The sequence below is a fragment of the Niabella agricola genome, from assembly GCF_021538615.1.
GTDB lineage: Bacteria > Bacteroidota > Bacteroidia > Chitinophagales > Chitinophagaceae > Niabella > Niabella agricola.
Map to the genome: position 1 here is coordinate 637,028 of NZ_JAJHIZ010000003.1, position 17,305 is coordinate 654,332.

Consider the following 17,305-nt stretch of genomic DNA (forward strand, 5'->3'; position numbering starts at 1 on the left):
TGTTTTAAAAACGAGGTACGCCGTTTAAAATCAGTAGCTTAGAATCTATACAAGAGCCTGTCAAGCCGTTTAATGTTTAGGTGTGTACGTTACCGGCTTTAATAAATAAAGAAAACACCAGCAACATCTGCATTACCTGCCGCACAGCACCGCTCGTAGCACTGTTTAAATACAGTCATCTTGCTATTTGTTGTTGCCCGCTAAAGTAACCATGCATCGACGTCGCGATCTCCTTACGGTGTTCCACTATTTTACTACTGGTCCTGATTGACAGGAACAAACTATGGTCCTGTTATTACAGGCCTCCCCTGTATATCATGAAGACGGCGACATACCTTTCAATCTTTACATCATACCATCATACTTCCTTATGTTAACACGAATGAAGATTCTGTATCTGTCAGATGATCATCAGTCCTGTTTTTACTAAGGCATTACATTCACTGCTATCTTTTTAACGACCGTCTCCGCTTCTTCAATGGTATTGTTAGCAGCAACAAAAACCGCTTCATACCGGCCGGGGGTATTGTATGTATAGCTATACGCTGTTGGCATTGCTCCATAAATGGATGTCCGAACCGGAATGGACCAATCCTTACCCAGCTCAACCGTACTTAAGGTAACGGGTGCCGAAACCGCCCAGTTCTCACTGTATGGATCATTGTACGGACTATTGGGGTCATAAGGCACATATACCGGCAACACCGCCCCCGGGTTGTATTGCGGACTTTTGGGATCGTAGATCGGGTTCTTCGGGTCAAACACCGGGTTATTAGGATCATAAATGGGATCCGTGGGATTTTTGTATATTGGTCCGTAAAGTGTTACTCTCGTATTGGTAATGGTGGAACGTGCTTTTGCATTCACCGGGTTTTCATCCACGATCCGGAAACCGGCAAGGGCCTGATCGGCAATGGTAACAACCGTACCATTTACTACAGCACCAATACTTTTCAGTAAAAAGTTTTCAATGATCCATTGCCGCGCATAACCATTGGCCACCTGGGGCCGGTTGATATAACGCAGTGCAAAGTAAACCGGCTTGCCGGCCACTACATACCTAGAAAGATCGACCGTGCGGGTAGCCACCATTGCAGCTGAGTTTGCCAGGGCAAAACTATCTGTTATATTTACCCAGGTAGCAGCCTTTACACTGGCAAGGTCGGCATAGTTCCCGCTAAAGTCTGTGGAAAGCAAAATGGAAAACTGATTGGCCTGTGTTCCTGCCGGATTGCCTGCGGCCACACCGTTTGAAAAACTTAGCGTAAGCCCTTTACCAGCTACGTCTACGATCCGGCCATCTTTATACTGATAGTCCTTGTAAATTTCACCGGGGTAAAATGAAACCATCGCCGCTGCTCCCGAAAACTTAAAAACAGCAGGCGTTCCGGCCTTAACCGTCAACTCGGTTGTGGTTACATCAAAGTCGGGCACCGCTACTTCGGCCAGCTCTTTCTGGCAGGATACCAGAACGATTCCTGCCATTGCGATCCAATTTTTTATTTTCATAACGATTATTTTTTGAAACCAGGCATGCATTACCAACCCGGGTTTTGAGTCATTTTTAAATTATTGATCATCTCCTTCTCCGGTATAGGCATCAGCACGTCCCGGGCAGAAGCCCGCGTAAAAGAAAGCACGAAGCCCGCGCCGGGCACATCCTGCTGCGCCTGATTCCCCATATCCTGGTTTATTTTCAGGAAGATTCCCCAGCGAAGCAGGTCTGCCTTCCGGCAACCTTCCATATTGAATTCCCGCATGCGCTCATCCTGGATAAAAGAGAGAAATGCTGCTTTAGAAGCACGTGCGGAAGCAGGCACTTCCCCATCTGCGGCCTTGTAAATAGTGGCCACTGCCGCCGCTCCAGAGCCACCGCCCCCGAGATGGAAACCTGCGGCGCACTGGTGTAACTGCCTTCTTTGAAGAACCGGACACCCGTTGGATCTCTGGTTAAATTCACGGCTACCACTACTCCTCCCTGAACCAGGGCCGTTGCCTCGGCGCTGCTCCCGTTGCCCGCAGCAATGGTTACCGTGGGCGCGCTGGTATAGCCGCTTCCTCCATTGGTAACGGCAATGGATTTTACTCCGGTAGACCAGGCCCGTCTGCGCACAAGGTTCACAGCCGCTATGGCATCCGCCGTAGGCCCCCCGTTGATTTCGTTTTCCGCCTCAGCGAACATCAGGAGGATATCCGAATATCTTATAATCGGCATGTTAGTAGCGGATACTACGGAACTCCCTCTTGGGATGGCCTCGTATTCGCGTCGCCATTTTGCAGGGAACATATACCATTTATCTCTTTCTGTTGCAGGCAACGGGCTCATCAATTTTTCTCCGTTCACCTGGGAATTCACATAGGTAAAATGGGCGATGCTCCACCATTTCCTCAGATCACCTTCTTCAAAAGCATTATAAAATTTTGCAGTAATATTCATATAAGCGACGCCGTTACCGGTAGCAGAACCGGCTGCGGACTGCGGTCCGTTGATATAACCGATATTGGTCCATTCAGAAAAGGCCATAGTGGCAGGATCTGCATTATTTCCATAAAATTCCGCCTCCCACAAATTTTCTTTAATATCGTACTTATCCTGCGCTAATGTTATAAAAATATTGGGATAGCCGGGGTTCAGGCCATGGCCGGCCTCGGCATCATCCATCACCTTTTTTGCCCACATTTTTGCATCCTGATACTTCGTTACATCTTTTAATGGTTCTCCGGCCATCGTAAGGCAAACCCTTGCCAGCATTCCCCGGACGGCCGACTTGTTAACGGCACCGGAAAAACCCAGGCTCCGGATGTTTCGCACCAATGGCTCTGCCGCCGTTATATCCGCAAGTACCTGCGCGTATACTTCCTTTGCCGGAGCCCTGGCCACCGATACTTCAGACGGAGATTTGGTAGACGTTAGCTTGATCGGCACCCCGCCCCAGTATTGCACCAGTGTAAAATAGTAATAGCCTCTTAAAAACAGTGCCTCTCCTTTTACGCGATCTCTTGCAGCCAGCGGAATTGCCGGGTTTTTATCTATATTTTCAAGCAGTACGTTCGCCCGGTTAATCCCATCCCACAATGTAGTCCAAAGCCCTGTCATATACGGATCCGATGCCGAGTAATTGAAGTTAAAGGGACCGTTTAATGTAAGCCGGTTCATATACGCAATATCGGCCTCCCAATCCAGCAGATAATTTGCATAACTGCCCCAGAAACCGCCATTGCCCACCGTATTGTATACCCCCGCCAATGCAAAGTTCAGTTGTTGTTCGGTTTTGTAATAGGTGTCCGTGCCCAGAAAATCTGTGGGTTTGGGTTGTAAAAATTTCTTGCAGCTTCCCAGACCAATAACAGCGAAACACAAAATCGGTAAATAATATTTTCGGTTCATTGTTGAAAAAATAAAGTGATTAAAAAGTCGCTTTCAAACCAAATACGATGGTGCGTACATTTGGATACGCCGAAAAATCATAGCCCGGCATTAACACATTATCCGCGGTAGATACTTCGGGATCAAGGCCGGAATAGCGGGTCCAGGTAACCAGGTTCTGTGCCGAAAGATCGACCGATAAGTTTTTGAGATAGGCTTTCCGGATCAGCCTGGAGGGAAGTGAATAAGACAGCGATACAGTTTTCAGCCTGAGGTAAGAACCGTCCTCGACATTCTTGGATGAAAAATAACCAATGAAGCCCTGCCCGCGTGTCCGGTAATTTTCATTGGTTGGATTTTCCGGGGTCCACCGGTTAACATAGCTGGCGTATTGATTGATATTGGCAAAGCCGTTACTGTTTCCTTCGAGCAACAAGCGGTTGGCATTGTAGATATCATTGCCGTAAGACCACTGAAAAAAAACATTCAGCGAAAATCCCTTGTAATTTAAATTATTTGAAAAACCTCCGATATGTACCGGCTGCCCCCGCCCGATAATGGTCATATCGGACGCATTTACGGTTCCATCACCATTTAGATCCCTAAGCTTGATATCGCCCGGCTGTACCACATTGCGCGCGGTACCATTGGTTGCAACCGTTTTCTTGAGAACGTAGACACCGGGAGCCGGATTATCAAAATCCTCATATTGATAATTTCCGTCCCAGATATAACCGATCATCATTCCTACCGGTCTGCCAACCTCCGAAAGATACAGGGGTTGCCCAAACTGGGAGAGATAGGCAGGCACCCTGCTCAAAGAGGGTTGGCCATAAGCAAGCGACAATACTTTATTTTTATTAAAGCTGATATTAAAACTGCTGGTCCAGTTAAAATCTGTTGTTTTGATGTTGGTAGTATTCAGTGTAAACTCCCAGCCTGTATTACGCAGGCTGCCGATATTTACCTGGGCCGTACCAAAGCCGGAGCTCTGCGGCAGATCTGTATTCAGCAGCAGGTTGGATGCCGTACGGCGATACCAGTCCACTTCCAGCCCGATCCGGTTATCCAGTATGCCAATTTCATAACCGATATCGATCTGTTCGGTTTTCTCCCACTGCAGCAGGGGGTTTCCCAGCGTGGATAAATATGCAGCGGGTACAGGGGCCTGGTTGTTGAAAGAATATCCCTGACCCGTATTGTTTAGCGACAGTTTTGCATAGGCGTCGTAATCACCTACACGATTGTTACCATTCTGACCGTAGCTGGCCCTCAGTTTTGAGTTTGTAATAAATGGCAGTCCTTCCCGGAAAAAATCTTCCTGACCCATGTTCCAGGCAACGGCGCCCCCGGGAAAATAACCCCAGGGCTGAAAAAATTTCGAGGAACCGTCGGCCCTGAAATTCAATGTAAACATATATTTGGATCTGAAATTATAATCCACCCGTGCCGCGTAGGACACCATGGTATTGACGGTATTATAAATACTGGGAGCCGTAAACGTACCGCCCGATGACTCGTCCAATCCGTCCATGCGTTTTGCTTCATTTGGAAGTTGTATACCAGTAAAGGAAGTGTACATTGTTTTATACTGGTTTACGCCAAATAACAACATTCCGTTGATGGAATGGTCCTCCCCGATCAGCGTTTTGTAATTCAGTGTATTTTCATTAAAAAAGCTGTTGGAATTATTGTTGCTCATGCTTCCCCATACGCCATTCTTATTGGAGGGGTTTAACGGGCTCCCCTGTGATGTTTTAGAGTTATAAAACTGTTCGTTGCGTACATTGGATTGCATCAAGCCTGCTGCAGATTTTAAAATGAGTTCCGGGGTAAGGGCATAGCTGACATACGCATCGGCCTGCAACTGGTTACGTATCGTATGCTGGTATTGGTTTTGCAGATCAGTAACGGGGTTGATCCGGAAGTCGCTGCCTGTAACCGCCTGCTGATCGGCATCTTCGCTTAATAAGTCCTGCCCCTCAATAGCCGATACCGGCCGGTACATCCAGGCACGAACGAGGGCGGGAGACGTAGCGTTGCCGCCCCCGTAAATGGAGCGGATCTGCTGGCCGTAAACATCGGTTTGTGTAAGCGCCACATTGGTTCCCACTTTGAACTTTTCCGAAATCACCTGATCCAATGAAAGTCTTCCCGTATACCGGTCCATTCCCGTATTAATGATTACCCCTTTTTGGTTGAATACCGATCCGGACACCGAATATCTTGTTTGTTCCGAACCACCACGGATTCCCAGGTTGTAATTCCGGTACACGCCCGTTTGTAAAATATGGTCCTGCCAGTTAATACCCTGAACATTTTTATAATCATCCAGCGTTTTTCCCAATGCTGTATAAGCCGGCGTATTAAAAGAGTTGGGGTTTAATTCCATTTGGTATTTCACAAACTCATAGGGGCTCATTACGGGAATCAGCGGCGGCTTTAGCTGATAGCCCATAGTACCGCCGATCGTCACCTCCGGTTTGCCCTGCTTTCCCCTACGCGTTTGAATGAGCACCACTCCGTTTGCGCCTCTTGAACCATAAATTGAAGTAGACGAAGCATCTTTCAGGATCGACACCGATGCGATGTCATCCATATTCAGCGTATTGGGATCGAGATTTTCTATGGGAAATCCATCTACCACATACAAGGGGGTAGTACTTTGTGTTAATGACCCCGCTCCGCGGATCATGATATTCATCCCTCCTCCGGGCTGCCCATCTGTACTATTTACCTGTACACCGGCGACCCTTCCGGCCAGCGCCTGCGCAAAGGAAGGCACCGGCGCTTTCTTCATATCTTCCACATTAACAGTTCCTACCGAGCCCGTAAGATCAAGTTTACGAACAGATCCGTAACCAATTACCACCACCTGGTCCAGAGAAGCATTTAAGGGAGTGAGCTGCACATCAATTTTTGACTGTCCGGCAATGGCAACGGCCAGGCGCTCAAAACCTACATGCGAAAACAGGATCGAATCCGTGGAACTGCCGCCACTGAGCTGATAGCTGCCTTCCGCATTCGTAGTGGTTATGGCAGCAGACTTACCATTTACCTGGACCGTAACTCCTTCCAATGGCCGGTTGTCCGTTTTTGCGCGAACCACGCCTTTGATTACCTGCCCATGCACGGAGCCGTTCCCCCATATCCATACCCCGACGCAAAAAAGCAACTTTACAAATAAAATACGCATAAATCGAGATTATTTAGAGTTAAAAGCATCCAATTGCCGGGCAACACCCCAACAGCCATGGTAAGTCAACAAACCGCATCCTTTTCAAACGAGGCCGTTATTCCATTCGCTGTATATTTTGTCCGGCCGCAGGACCGGCAGGTCATCACAGGTAGCGATTCGCTTTGGCCGCCGGGTATGTAAACACATTTCTACCACAAACCGTTCGCATTCATTTATCAGGAGGTCCGGAGAACCCGGACTACAATTGCTTAAAAAAAGGGGCGTCAGCAATTGCGTGTTTGCAATATTTTAGCGGTTTCACAATTGATATATTACGCAATATAACGGCAAAATTTATAAAAACAACATTTTATTGCGTTTTATTTGCGGTATTTTTTATTTTTTTTACGCAAAAAAACCGAGTATCTTGTAGCCGGTATCGTTCCGGCTTCGCCATAAGCGTTTTAAACACATCATTCATCATCACGTAATCGTTTTTGTATGCAGAAGAATCCAACCAGAAGAAATTTTATTAAAATGACCAGTCTTGCAGTTTATAACGCCGCACTGGGGCCAACGGCTTTGAATCAAAAAAAAAGATATGCGCAGGGTGGGCATTATCGGGCTGGACACATCACATTCCACCGAATTTATTAAAGCGCTAAACAACGCAAAGCAAACGACCGCTTATAATGGATATTATGTACCGATCGCCTATCCCTATGGCAGCCGGAAAATAGAAAGCAGTTACAGCCGCATCGGTCAGTATACCAGAGAAGCAAAAGAAAACGGGGTCGCCATTGCAGGTTCTATTGATGAACTGTTGAACAATTGCGATGTTGTATTGCTTGAAACCAACGACGGGTCCCTGCACCTGGAACAGGCCGCTCAAATTTTCAAAAGCAGGAAAAAAGTATTTATGGACAAACCGGCTGCCGCCAAAATAGATGATGTTATCAGTATTTACAAGCTTGCCCAACAATACCATGCCCCGATGTTTTCATCATCATCCCTGCGGTTTATAGAAAAAGCGCAGCAGGTACGTAACCGTAGCTTTGGAAAAGTGTTGGGCGCGAGCACATTTAGCCCTGCCAAAATTGAGGCCTCTCACACCGACCTGTTCTGGTATGGCATCCATGGTGTGGAGTTGTTGTATACGGTCATGGGCACAGGCTGTGTAAGTGTACGCCAGTCCTCAACAACCGATACAGATGTGGTAGTAGGTACCTGGAGCGATGGCAGGATCGGCGTTTTCCGGGGTACGCGGAATGGCAAACACGATTATGGAGGCATCGCACACACAGAAAACGCAACTGTATATATTGACCAATATGAAGGCTATGTACCGTTACTAAAAGAGATCATCAAATTTTTTGAAAACCGGCACCTCTCCGGTTCCTCCCGCAGAAACCCTGGAAATTTACGCATTCATGGATGCAGCCGCCAAAAGTAAAGCAAACAAAGGACAAAATATACCCTTGCAAAAGATGCTGTTATAGTACCGGAACCTTAGTTTTTCCGATATATACTATATATTTACTATTAAATTAACCTGAACAGTTTCAGCGATAAATTGTTAACATGGAAATCACTTGGAACTAAATCATTACTATGCGTAAAGACGAACGGCAAAAGTTAATATTAAAAGAAATCAACCTACACAACAAAGTGTTGTGCGCAGACCTGAGTTTGCAGCTAAAAGTGTCTGACGATACCATCCGGCGGGACATTATTGAGCTGGCCGAAATCGGAAAAGTGGTAAAAGTGCACGGAGGCGCCGTTGGCCCTTCTTTTGTGTCGCCATTTAGCGGACAAAATGAAGTTTACGCCCTGGAATCCAAAAAAATCATTGCAGAAAAGGCTCTAAGACTGATAAAAAATAATTCAACCGTACTCACCGAGGGGGGAACAACCATACTTGAATTAGCCAAAATGATCCCCAAAAATATGAAAGCTACATTCTTTACCATCAGTCCGCAAATCGCCATTACTTTATCGGAATTCGACAATATAGAAGTGATCACCATCGGCGGGCGGCTGCTGAAAAACGCCAACCTGCATGTGGGATCCGGAATGATCAACCAGCTTTCTGAAATAAAAGCAGACCTCTGTTTACTGGGCGCAAACGCTTTCTCCGTCGTCGAAGGGTTAACCGATCTTGACTGGGAAGTAGTTCAGGCCAAAAAGGCCCTGATACGATCTGCAAAAAAAGTGGCCGTTCTTACAATTTCTGAGAAGTTAAATACCATCCAGACGATCAAGATCTGCGATGTAAACCAGGTGAATTACCTGATCACCGAACTGGACCCCGATGACCCCAGCCTGATCAGATACCAGGATACCAATCTCACCCTACTTTAACCACTAGCCGACACTCCTTTGCTGGTTTTGCTGAACCGGGAACAAAGTCAGCAAGACAGCAGCAGCCGGCCAAAACTTATACTCACTTCCAGACCAACAGCTGGCATGGCCGCGTCAAAACAGGTTGTACTTTCACCATACACAACCAAAATCATAATGCCTGTTAATTGGTCCCGGTCAATCAGCTCCCCAATAATGAAGCTAGCCCCCTTTTTTACCAATGGCAGCGGCATTTTTCTGAATCCGCTGAATGGCCGAAACAATCATATCCATGCTTTCCCGGTTGGCGAGTAACACATTCTGCGGCAACCATACGGCTTCCTGGCAAAGCTGTTCATTCCTGGGGCATTGATTATGCTCTTTAAACCGCTCGTAACTCAACTCGGGTGCTGAATACATTTTTTTATAATTCTTGGTTTCAAATGTATTACCCAGATTCTCCACTGTATTCAGGGGTGTATACCCCCCCGAACAAGGAACTCCTTCCGCCTGCAACGCTTTTATGAATTGCGCTTTCGAAAGATCCGCAAAATGCCGCTTATCGTACCTGAAGGGAAACAGGTGGTAAGCCGCCTTTGTTACGCCGGCGTTGAGGGTATGTGGTACAATTCCTTTTATCTGCTTCATCTGCTGCCGTAAATAACCTGCATTTTCGTTCCTGGTGGCGGTTTGAGGTAATAGCCGCTCCATCTGCACCATCCCGATTGCAGCCTGGTATTCCGTCAACCGTAATTTGCTACCCGGACGTGCGGACGCGGTTCCATAGGGTAAACCAAGATTATGATATGACACGCACCGGTCCATAAAGGCCTCATCGTCACTTACAATAGCGCCGCCTTCCCCTATCGGCAGGTTTTTAGAATTCTGAAAGCTGAAACAACCGGCGTGACCAAAAGTGCCTACCTTCTTGTTGTTGATCTCCGCCAGCCAGGCCTGGCAGGCATCTTCAATCACCACCAGGTCGTGCTGCTTCGCAATTTGCATTATACTTCCCATATCTGCGGGCAATCCGCAAATATGCACCGGTAATATGGCCCTCGTGCGGGGTGTGATCTTTTTCTTTATAGCCTCCGGATCGATCAGAAAGGTATCGGGGTTTATATCGGCAAATACAGGCATCGCACCGGCGTTCAGTACTGCAGTAAGGGTGGCAATAAACGTATAGGGCGGTAAAATCACCTCATCCCCGCCTCCGATATCCGATTGCGCCACTGCAGTGATCAGCGCATTGGTTCCGTTAACCGTGGTAAGTGCTCTTTTTGCCCCAATCAGCGCTGCCCATTTTTTTTCGAACAGGGTCACTTTCTCCGCCCGCGACCAAACGCCGCTGCGTAATGCTTCCAAAACAAGCGGCTCATCGGTTTCTTTATTCCAAATGGGCCATTTGGGCCAGGGCGCATTGACCAGAGGTGTTCCGCCCAGCACGGCCGGCGTTGCCCCGGCATTCAAAACAGTGGGCAATACCTTATCAAAGCTGAGTGTTGCTCCCAGTCCGATAACTGCTGACTTTTTTATAAAACTTCTGCGGCCTTTATTGTTCATACTTACAAATTTTAATTATGTTATATTTTTAAACCGTTCCCAGATGATAGCGCATACCGCTCCATACATCTTCGTTTATTTTAATAAAAGGAAATCATGATCAGCTTCGTTTAAACATCCTTTCATAATGATCTGTACCCATAAAGATGCCACCGCTGCGCTTATAAAAATCATCATTCAACTCAAACACCCCTTGCTTCACTTGTTGCCAGGATGCGTTTTGCACGGGGTGAAAGGTTTTCATCAACTCCCAATTCCTGTAATTCATATCCCCATTGGTTTCGATCATCGGCATTCCGATTCCCGGAAATGGCTGTAACCGCCCCGCCAGGTTTTTGTGCCAGTCCAGCAGCAACGGGTTTACGGTAAGATCCGCGCAGATGCAGGCTACATTATTTTCGTGGGCTACCTTGGCTATTTTAAAACTCACACTTAAGGTTTTGGCAATGCCTTTTAACACCAGGGCCTTGTACCCCTGTTGAATTCTTTTGATGGCATCGGCCTCCGTATGTACGCTTTCATCGGCTCCTATAATCACCCCAACATCCTCAACAGTTTCATTATTGGACTCCCAAAACGGTTCTTCAATTAACCGTATCTGGTCAAAAGCACCTATTTTCCGGGCATGATCAAGATACCTCAACAAGCTTTCCTTTTTTTGGTACCGTCCGTTTGCATCCAGTGTGTACACAAGCCGTCCATCCTTTGTTTGAGGCGTTCTTAAATTTTTAAGCGTTTGATGTATAAGCGTAAGCCGCTCTATATCTGATTGGAGCATTTGCTCCTGGTTGCCCGGCATCCCGGTTTTAATTTTAAAAACAAAATACCCCTCCCCGGCAGCCTTTACCAGGTCCGTCATCGGCATACCATAAGGAATCTGATACATGACTGCAATCCTCGGATTATGCATACTGAGTGGCTTCCGGTAAAGAGCCGGGATCATCGTATCGAAATCCGGGCATTTGTTTTCAGATGCATAAACGAGCCAGGCAGCATTGTCTACACTAACCAGGGCATTATAAATAAAATTAAGGTTTACGTTGCTTCGTCCGGTAAGCGACACAGCGTATTTGCGCACCTCGGGCAAGATCGCAGATAAAAGATCTGCCGGCGTTTCGAAGGGCGTTTCTCTTGCCAATTGCAAGGCTTTTTCAGATAGTGCATACATCAATGCATTACCTGCACTTTCCGAGTGTGCCGAAAAGACGTCGGGATCTCCGTACAAAACACTCTGTGTGGCAAGGCCAAGCTTGGGACCGCTTGCAGCAGTTTGCATTAACGCAACCGTTTGCCATAATTCGGTTAAATACCCGCCCTTAAATCCAAAGGGCCGAACCAGGGGTTGCCGCTCAAAATCCGAAGCAATATGATCAATTTTGATTTTCATGTTTGAGGATTGACGGGCCATGCCTGCCAACGGTTTGATGGCTGGCAGCAGCGACCATACAACCGTATCTTTGATAAAAGCCCTTCGTTTCATAACAATCCCTTACCAGACAGCTAGCCTCTATCCTGTTGTAAAAAGGTTGTTACAAAATCATCGTCCACCAGATCCGGATAAGCCCGGGTTACCCGTGTTATTTCATCCGCCTGCCCGGGCGATAACACCTCATTCGGGTTCAGGCACCAGGTTCCCTTTAATAAACCCTGCCTTCTCAATACTTCATGAATACCGGGAATGCATCCGTGAAAACGATTGACCGGATCAAAAATGGCGGCATTCATATCCGTTACCTGAATATTTTTAGTGAGCCAGTCTCCCAGGCCGGCCTGATCGCCGGATTTATAGGCCTTGATGGCATCGAGCAACCTGGCAGCCTTATGTGTCCACACCGCCCAATGCCCCAGCAGGCCGCCCCGAAAATCTTTTTGCACGAGTCTTCCGTTGATATTAAACTGATACGTCGTCAGCAGATCTGCGATGATATTATCATCATTGCCCGTGTACAGCGCAATCTCGTCCGCCCTTTCAGAACTGCAAACCGCCCGCACCACATCCAGTGTCTGATAGCGGTTAAAGGCAGCAATTTTGATGGCCTGTACATTAGGTATTGCTGCAAACTTTCGCCAGAATTCAAAACTCAAAATCCGGCCGCCTACTGCAGGTTGTAAGTAAAACCCAAATACCGGAACAATCTCGGCAACGGCTTTAGCACGCTCGATCAGTGCCTCTTCGGTCAGCGTATTCAGCCCACCCATGCTTAACAATCCAAGGTGATAGCCATATCGCTTTGCCAACCTGGCTTCACTAACGGCCTGGTCCGTTGGTCCGCAGATACCAGCAACCTTTACAAACTGCTCTTTACCGCTTTTCTCAACTTCATCAGCAGCCGTGTACAGCACTTTCTCCAGCAAATTAACCTGAGGCTCTCTTATTTCAAATTGGGTGGAATGCACCGCTACCGCAATTCCCCCGGCACCACTGGCCAGGTAATAGCGGGTCAACCTGCGTTGGATGGCCTCATCAAAATCTCTTTCGGCAGTAAGGGCCAGCGGATGTGCCGGTATTGCAATCCCCTCATGCAATATATTTTTTATTGTATCCGGTAAACTCATAATTGATATTCATTAAAATTGTCCTTGCCGTTCCTGAAAATGAGTAGGCTTGTTTATCTGTCGCCCCTCCAGGCGGATCCAATCGGCTACCAACCGGATCATTTTTCGCAAACTTACACGTGGATAGCCAAAAAGCTGGTGCGCCTCAGACGCATTACTCAACAGAGCCGTATCCTGAACCTGCCCTGTAAACACTGGCTGTTTATCGAACAGGCCCCCAAACTGCGTAGCCAGCCAGGTTAAACTTATGGTTTCCGGACCGGTTACATTTAAAATTTTTGCCGGGGTGCTGCAATGCAAAAAGCTGCGTAATGCGATCTCATTGGCATCGCCCTGCCAGATCACATTTACCGCTCCTGTCGAAATATTGATCGGTGTTCCGTTGTAAACCGATTTCCCTACTTCCAGCAAAACCCCGTAACGCAAATCAACGGCATAATTCAAACGGTAAATCAGCACCGGCGTTTGATAAACCCTGGAAAAATACTGGAATATGCGCTCCCGGCCCAGGCACGACTGGCCGTACTCACCAACGGGATCCGGTTTTGTTTCCTCTGAAAATCCCCCCTGCTCCAATTTGGAAAAGGGGTATACATTGCCGGTGGAAAACGCAACAATCCGGGAGTTTTTATATTTTTCTGCAACACGCCCCGGCAAATACGCATTCATAGCCCAGGTAAAGGGCTCATTTCCGTTTGTTCCAAATTTCGTTCCCGCCAGGTACATTACGTTCTTAACATCCGGCAGTGCCTGCAGTTGTGCATCATCCAGCAGGTCTGCTGCAATAATCTCAACCCCCAGATCCTCTAACTCCTTTTTTGCAGCCTCATCACTAAACCTGGAAACAGCGATCAGTCTTTTAGATAAATTTGCTGCGCGCAATGCTATACTGGCGAGTTTTATCATGCTGGGCCCCATTTTACCACCGGCCCCCAGAAAAATGATATCGCCGTCCAATGCCTGCAGATCTTCCAGCAAGGCCTTCGATGGCTGGTACAATTCGTCTTCTATTAATTGCAATTCATTCATGTGTTTATTTTTATTAATTGAGTCCGGGTACTACCGGGATTTTCACCAACGATCCTGGGTTCTTCGTATGTAAAGACCATCGCTTCTTTTGCAACGTCTTAGGTTTATTTAAAAAATAACTCTTTAATATTAACAACCGCCAAAACCAGCAACAGCAGGAGCCCGACACCCGCAACCAGCTTGGTAAGCGGTGTATTCACATAGCGGCCCATGATGCTGCGGTCGTTGGAAATACTAAACATAGCAATACCCATAAACGGCACCACCAGTATCGTGACGCTTTGCGCCAGCACAATCAGCTCCAGCGGCGCTTTATCAAACTGTAATGCTACAAAAGCACCGATGATCATTACCAGTGCAATCAAAATACGCACAACATTGGAGCTTAGCTGCCCTTTATATCCCAATGCATCTCCCAGCAGTGTGCCACCCACTGAAGCATTACCGATAAGTGAAGAAAAGGAAGCGCCAAATAATCCGATCAGAAAAAGATGTGCCGCGTATTCGCCAAATAAAGGCGCCAGGGTTTTGGACATATCCGTTGCCTTGGTTACCACCACTCCTGCAGGGTGTAAAACCGAAGCAGCACATATCAATACGATACTGGCCATAATGCCCAGGATCAGGATACCCGGAAGGCTGTCTGAGGGCTTTTGTCTCAAATCGGGCGACAAGCGCCGTCGTTCCTGAACCATATATGATTGGTATAAAGCACCAACGATTGAAAACGCAGAAGCAAACAAAGCAATAACCAATCCCAAAGACCCTTCGGGCAAACTGGGAACTAACCCTTTTGCAATGTTACCCGCGGATGGCTTCGCTAAAAAGAACGTAACAATAAACGAACCCAGCATGATCACAATCAGGAGGATCATGATTTTTTCAAGAATCTTATAAAATCCCTTAAAGAATAATAAGGCAATACCCAAGGCATTGGCAAGCAAGATCCACACTTTGGAACTCAAACCGGTTGTTTCCGCCAGTGAGATTCCCACACCGGTTGAATTACCTGCCTGGAAAGAAGCCGTAACCAAAAAAACACCGATCCCAACCAACACGGATACCGGTTTACCCCAGCGATCTTTGATCAGGGATAAAAAAGACCGGTCTGTTGCCAACGCGATACGGGAAGCCATACTTGTAAATACCGCCATAAAAAAAATCGCCACTACAATGGCCCAAAGCAAATCATAACCATATGTAGCACCTAATTTTGAGGTGATCGTCATTTTGCTGGGACCAAAAACCAATGCAGCCGTGATGATTCCTGGGCCTAACACGTGTAACAATCCCGATCTCCGGCGATTTCCCTTGTCATTATTTCCCATAATAAAATAGATTTCCGCTATGTTTTACCTTGCAACCATTAAATACCCTTCAAAAAACGAATATAAAAAATAATTCAACACAATGAGCAGTTTCTGCGTATTTTTAATTTAAAAAACCGCATACAAAACGCAAATCAATTCCCGGTATTCGCTGAACCGGAACTTAAACGGATTGTATCCTTCTCCTGCACCCATGCTATACCAGTTCAATTACAACTACCAACCGTCGTTTTATGATGCGGAAAGAAAGCACATAACAGACCTGATGCTTGCCTCCAAAGCCGCAAACCAGCATTTATTCATTACAGCACACCATCACAACGATCTGTCCTAAAAACGCCCCCTCAATAAATAATGCCGGCCGCAAACAGTCCGGAATAGCTATCTCAACTTACGGGCGGCACAAACCCGCCGGAGCGTACACGGATATTTCCATGAAATACAGCAGCATTCTGCACGGCGTCTTTTTTATCGCCGGCGACCCGATCCGGCATATGCGGACCGGCAGATCCGCCAGGCCGGGATACCAGGGCATTCCTTTCAGCGCCGACCGCCATTTCGAGCCGGTATTTACTGATCACTCCTTACTCTTTCAAAAATCATTGTACCCCTGTATTCCCGGAAAACGTGCCGAACAGCGCAATGGGCGCATCCGTTACAATGAATATTTGGCATAAAAACCGGCCAGTGTATCCGAAAGTGCCCGAACAATGCCACTTTGCAGCAGCATACACATTGCAACCTTACTTTATAGGCCGTGTTGAAAAATTTGTGAGAACAAAACCGTCTCGTCTTCAAACCGATTAAAATCCCGCTACCGGGCTCTGGTCCGTTATGTTCCGATCGCCGCAAAGCAGTGCTCCGGGCAGCCGGGCACCGCAATAACCGTGTCCAAGCAACGCTTGGTGGGCGAAACCGGCAGCGCAACCCGATCAGGAAAACTACAGATATCAATTCCCGCAATTTGCCTTTGCTACCCCGGTAATTTTTAATGGAATAAAAAGCATAAAAAAAGCATTCAAATACAGTATTTGCGTATATTCGCAATAAATTAACGCACAAAAACCGCACGACTCACCAATAAAATGATTTTCATGCAGAATAGAATTACAGAACAGCCATCCGGCTACAGGAGCCTTGAAAAGAAGACAACTGAAGAGTTAACCATGCTGATCAACAGGGAAGATCAGCGGGTTGCGCCTGCGGTGGAAAAAGAATTACCCCGGATCAATGCGTTAATAGAGGCCATTGTAGCAAAAATCACCAATGGCGGAAGACTGTTTTATGTAGGCGCCGGCAGCAGTGGCCGCTTATCTGTTTTAGATGTGATTGAGCTTCCGACTACCTATGGCGTTTCACCTGATTTATTCCAGGTCATCCTCGCCGGAGGCGTAGACCGGTTAGTGGAAGCCCGCGAAGAAATGGAAGATGACAAAAATGAAGCCTGGGAAAAACTGGAAGAAAGAGGGATTAACAAAAAAGATATTGTAGTGGGCATCTCCGCCAGCGGTACCACTCCCTTTGTGTTGGCAGCACTCACACAATGCAGAAAAGCAAACATCGATACCGGATGCATTGTAAGCAATCCGGATAGTCCTATTGCCGCACAGGCGCTGTATCCGGTAGAAGTTATAACCGGACCTGAATTTATAACCGGCAGTACGCGTATGAAATGTGCTACGGCCCACAAAATGATCTTTGACATGATCAGTACCACTACCATGGTGCGTCTGGGGCGCATCATCGATAACCAGATGGTAAATGTAAAGCTCATCAATAATAAAATCACCGACCGGGCCACAAAGATGCTCATGAGGCTGGGGAATATCAACGATTATGATACCGCAAGAGAAATCCTGTTCAGGAATGGCAGCGTGCAGAATGCACTGAAGTCGCTGGACGCCGGCAATTACCCCGTATAAGATTTCAACAAAATCAAAAACA

13 protein-coding genes are annotated in these 17,305 nt (G+C 47.0%); 3 read left to right on the top strand and 10 right to left on the bottom strand.

Annotated features, from left to right (window positions below):
* Positions 1-426: 426 nt before the first annotated feature.
* From LL912_RS08115 to LL912_RS08130, 4 genes are read right to left on the bottom strand one after another with little or no spacing between them, the layout of a single operon-like run.
* Positions 427-1,509: a DUF5017 domain-containing protein gene (locus LL912_RS08115; protein WP_235553081.1), complete on the bottom strand. Its 1,083-nt coding sequence runs from the start codon at positions 1,507-1,509 to the stop codon at positions 427-429.
* 29 nt (positions 1,510-1,538) lie between these two features.
* Complete coding sequence (locus tag LL912_RS08120) at positions 1,539-1,760, bottom strand: RagB/SusD family nutrient uptake outer membrane protein (RefSeq protein ID WP_235553082.1); 222 nt, start codon at positions 1,758-1,760, stop codon at positions 1,539-1,541.
* Positions 1,697-3,388: a RagB/SusD family nutrient uptake outer membrane protein gene (locus tag LL912_RS08125; RefSeq protein ID WP_235553083.1), complete on the bottom strand. Its 1,692-nt coding sequence runs from the start codon at positions 3,386-3,388 to the stop codon at positions 1,697-1,699. Before LL912_RS08125 ends, LL912_RS08120 begins: the two co-directional genes overlap by 64 nt.
* Before the next feature lie 19 nt (positions 3,389-3,407).
* Positions 3,408-6,563, bottom strand: coding sequence for a SusC/RagA family TonB-linked outer membrane protein (locus tag LL912_RS08130; RefSeq protein ID WP_235553084.1), 3,156 nt, complete (start codon positions 6,561-6,563; stop codon positions 3,408-3,410).
* A gap of 583 nt (positions 6,564-7,146) precedes the next feature.
* On the opposite strand from LL912_RS08130, the gene LL912_RS08135 reads away from it, so the two are divergent.
* Positions 7,147-7,998 (top strand): Gfo/Idh/MocA family oxidoreductase, encoded by an 852-nt coding sequence (locus LL912_RS08135; RefSeq protein ID WP_235553085.1) that lies wholly within the window; start codon positions 7,147-7,149, stop codon positions 7,996-7,998.
* Positions 7,999-8,156: 158 nt separating this feature from the next.
* The gene (locus tag LL912_RS08140) at positions 8,157-8,906 is read left to right on the top strand and encodes a DeoR/GlpR family DNA-binding transcription regulator (RefSeq protein ID WP_235553086.1); all 750 of its coding nucleotides are present in this window, start codon (positions 8,157-8,159) and stop codon (positions 8,904-8,906) included.
* Between the two features lie 201 nt (positions 8,907-9,107).
* On the opposite strand, the gene LL912_RS08145 is transcribed toward LL912_RS08140, so the two are convergent.
* From LL912_RS08145 to LL912_RS08170, 6 genes are all read right to left on the bottom strand, one after another.
* Positions 9,108-10,448, bottom strand: a complete 1,341-nt coding sequence (locus LL912_RS08145; protein WP_235553087.1) for a DegT/DnrJ/EryC1/StrS family aminotransferase — start codon at positions 10,446-10,448, stop codon at positions 9,108-9,110.
* A gap of 100 nt (positions 10,449-10,548) precedes the next feature.
* Positions 10,549-11,928, bottom strand: a complete 1,380-nt coding sequence (locus LL912_RS08150) for an L-alanine-DL-glutamate epimerase (protein WP_235553088.1) — start codon at positions 11,926-11,928, stop codon at positions 10,549-10,551.
* 20 nt (positions 11,929-11,948) lie between these two features.
* Positions 11,949-13,004: a dihydrodipicolinate synthase family protein gene (locus tag LL912_RS08155; RefSeq protein WP_235553089.1), complete on the bottom strand. Its 1,056-nt coding sequence runs from the start codon at positions 13,002-13,004 to the stop codon at positions 11,949-11,951.
* Positions 13,005-13,016: 12 nt separating this feature from the next.
* Positions 13,017-14,033: an NAD-dependent epimerase/dehydratase family protein gene (locus LL912_RS08160; protein ID WP_235553090.1), complete on the bottom strand. Its 1,017-nt coding sequence runs from the start codon at positions 14,031-14,033 to the stop codon at positions 13,017-13,019.
* 104 nt (positions 14,034-14,137) lie between these two features.
* Positions 14,138-15,361, bottom strand: coding sequence for an Nramp family divalent metal transporter (locus LL912_RS08165; RefSeq protein WP_235553091.1), 1,224 nt, complete (start codon positions 15,359-15,361; stop codon positions 14,138-14,140).
* Between the two features lie 386 nt (positions 15,362-15,747).
* Positions 15,748-15,918, bottom strand: a complete 171-nt coding sequence (locus tag LL912_RS08170; protein WP_235553092.1) for a hypothetical protein — start codon at positions 15,916-15,918, stop codon at positions 15,748-15,750.
* 537 nt (positions 15,919-16,455) lie between these two features.
* Here LL912_RS08170 and LL912_RS08175 point away from each other — a divergent pair.
* Entirely contained in the window at positions 16,456-17,283 is an 828-nt protein-coding gene (locus tag LL912_RS08175; protein WP_235553093.1) for an N-acetylmuramic acid 6-phosphate etherase, read from the top strand.
* Positions 17,284-17,305: the final 22 nt, after the last annotated feature.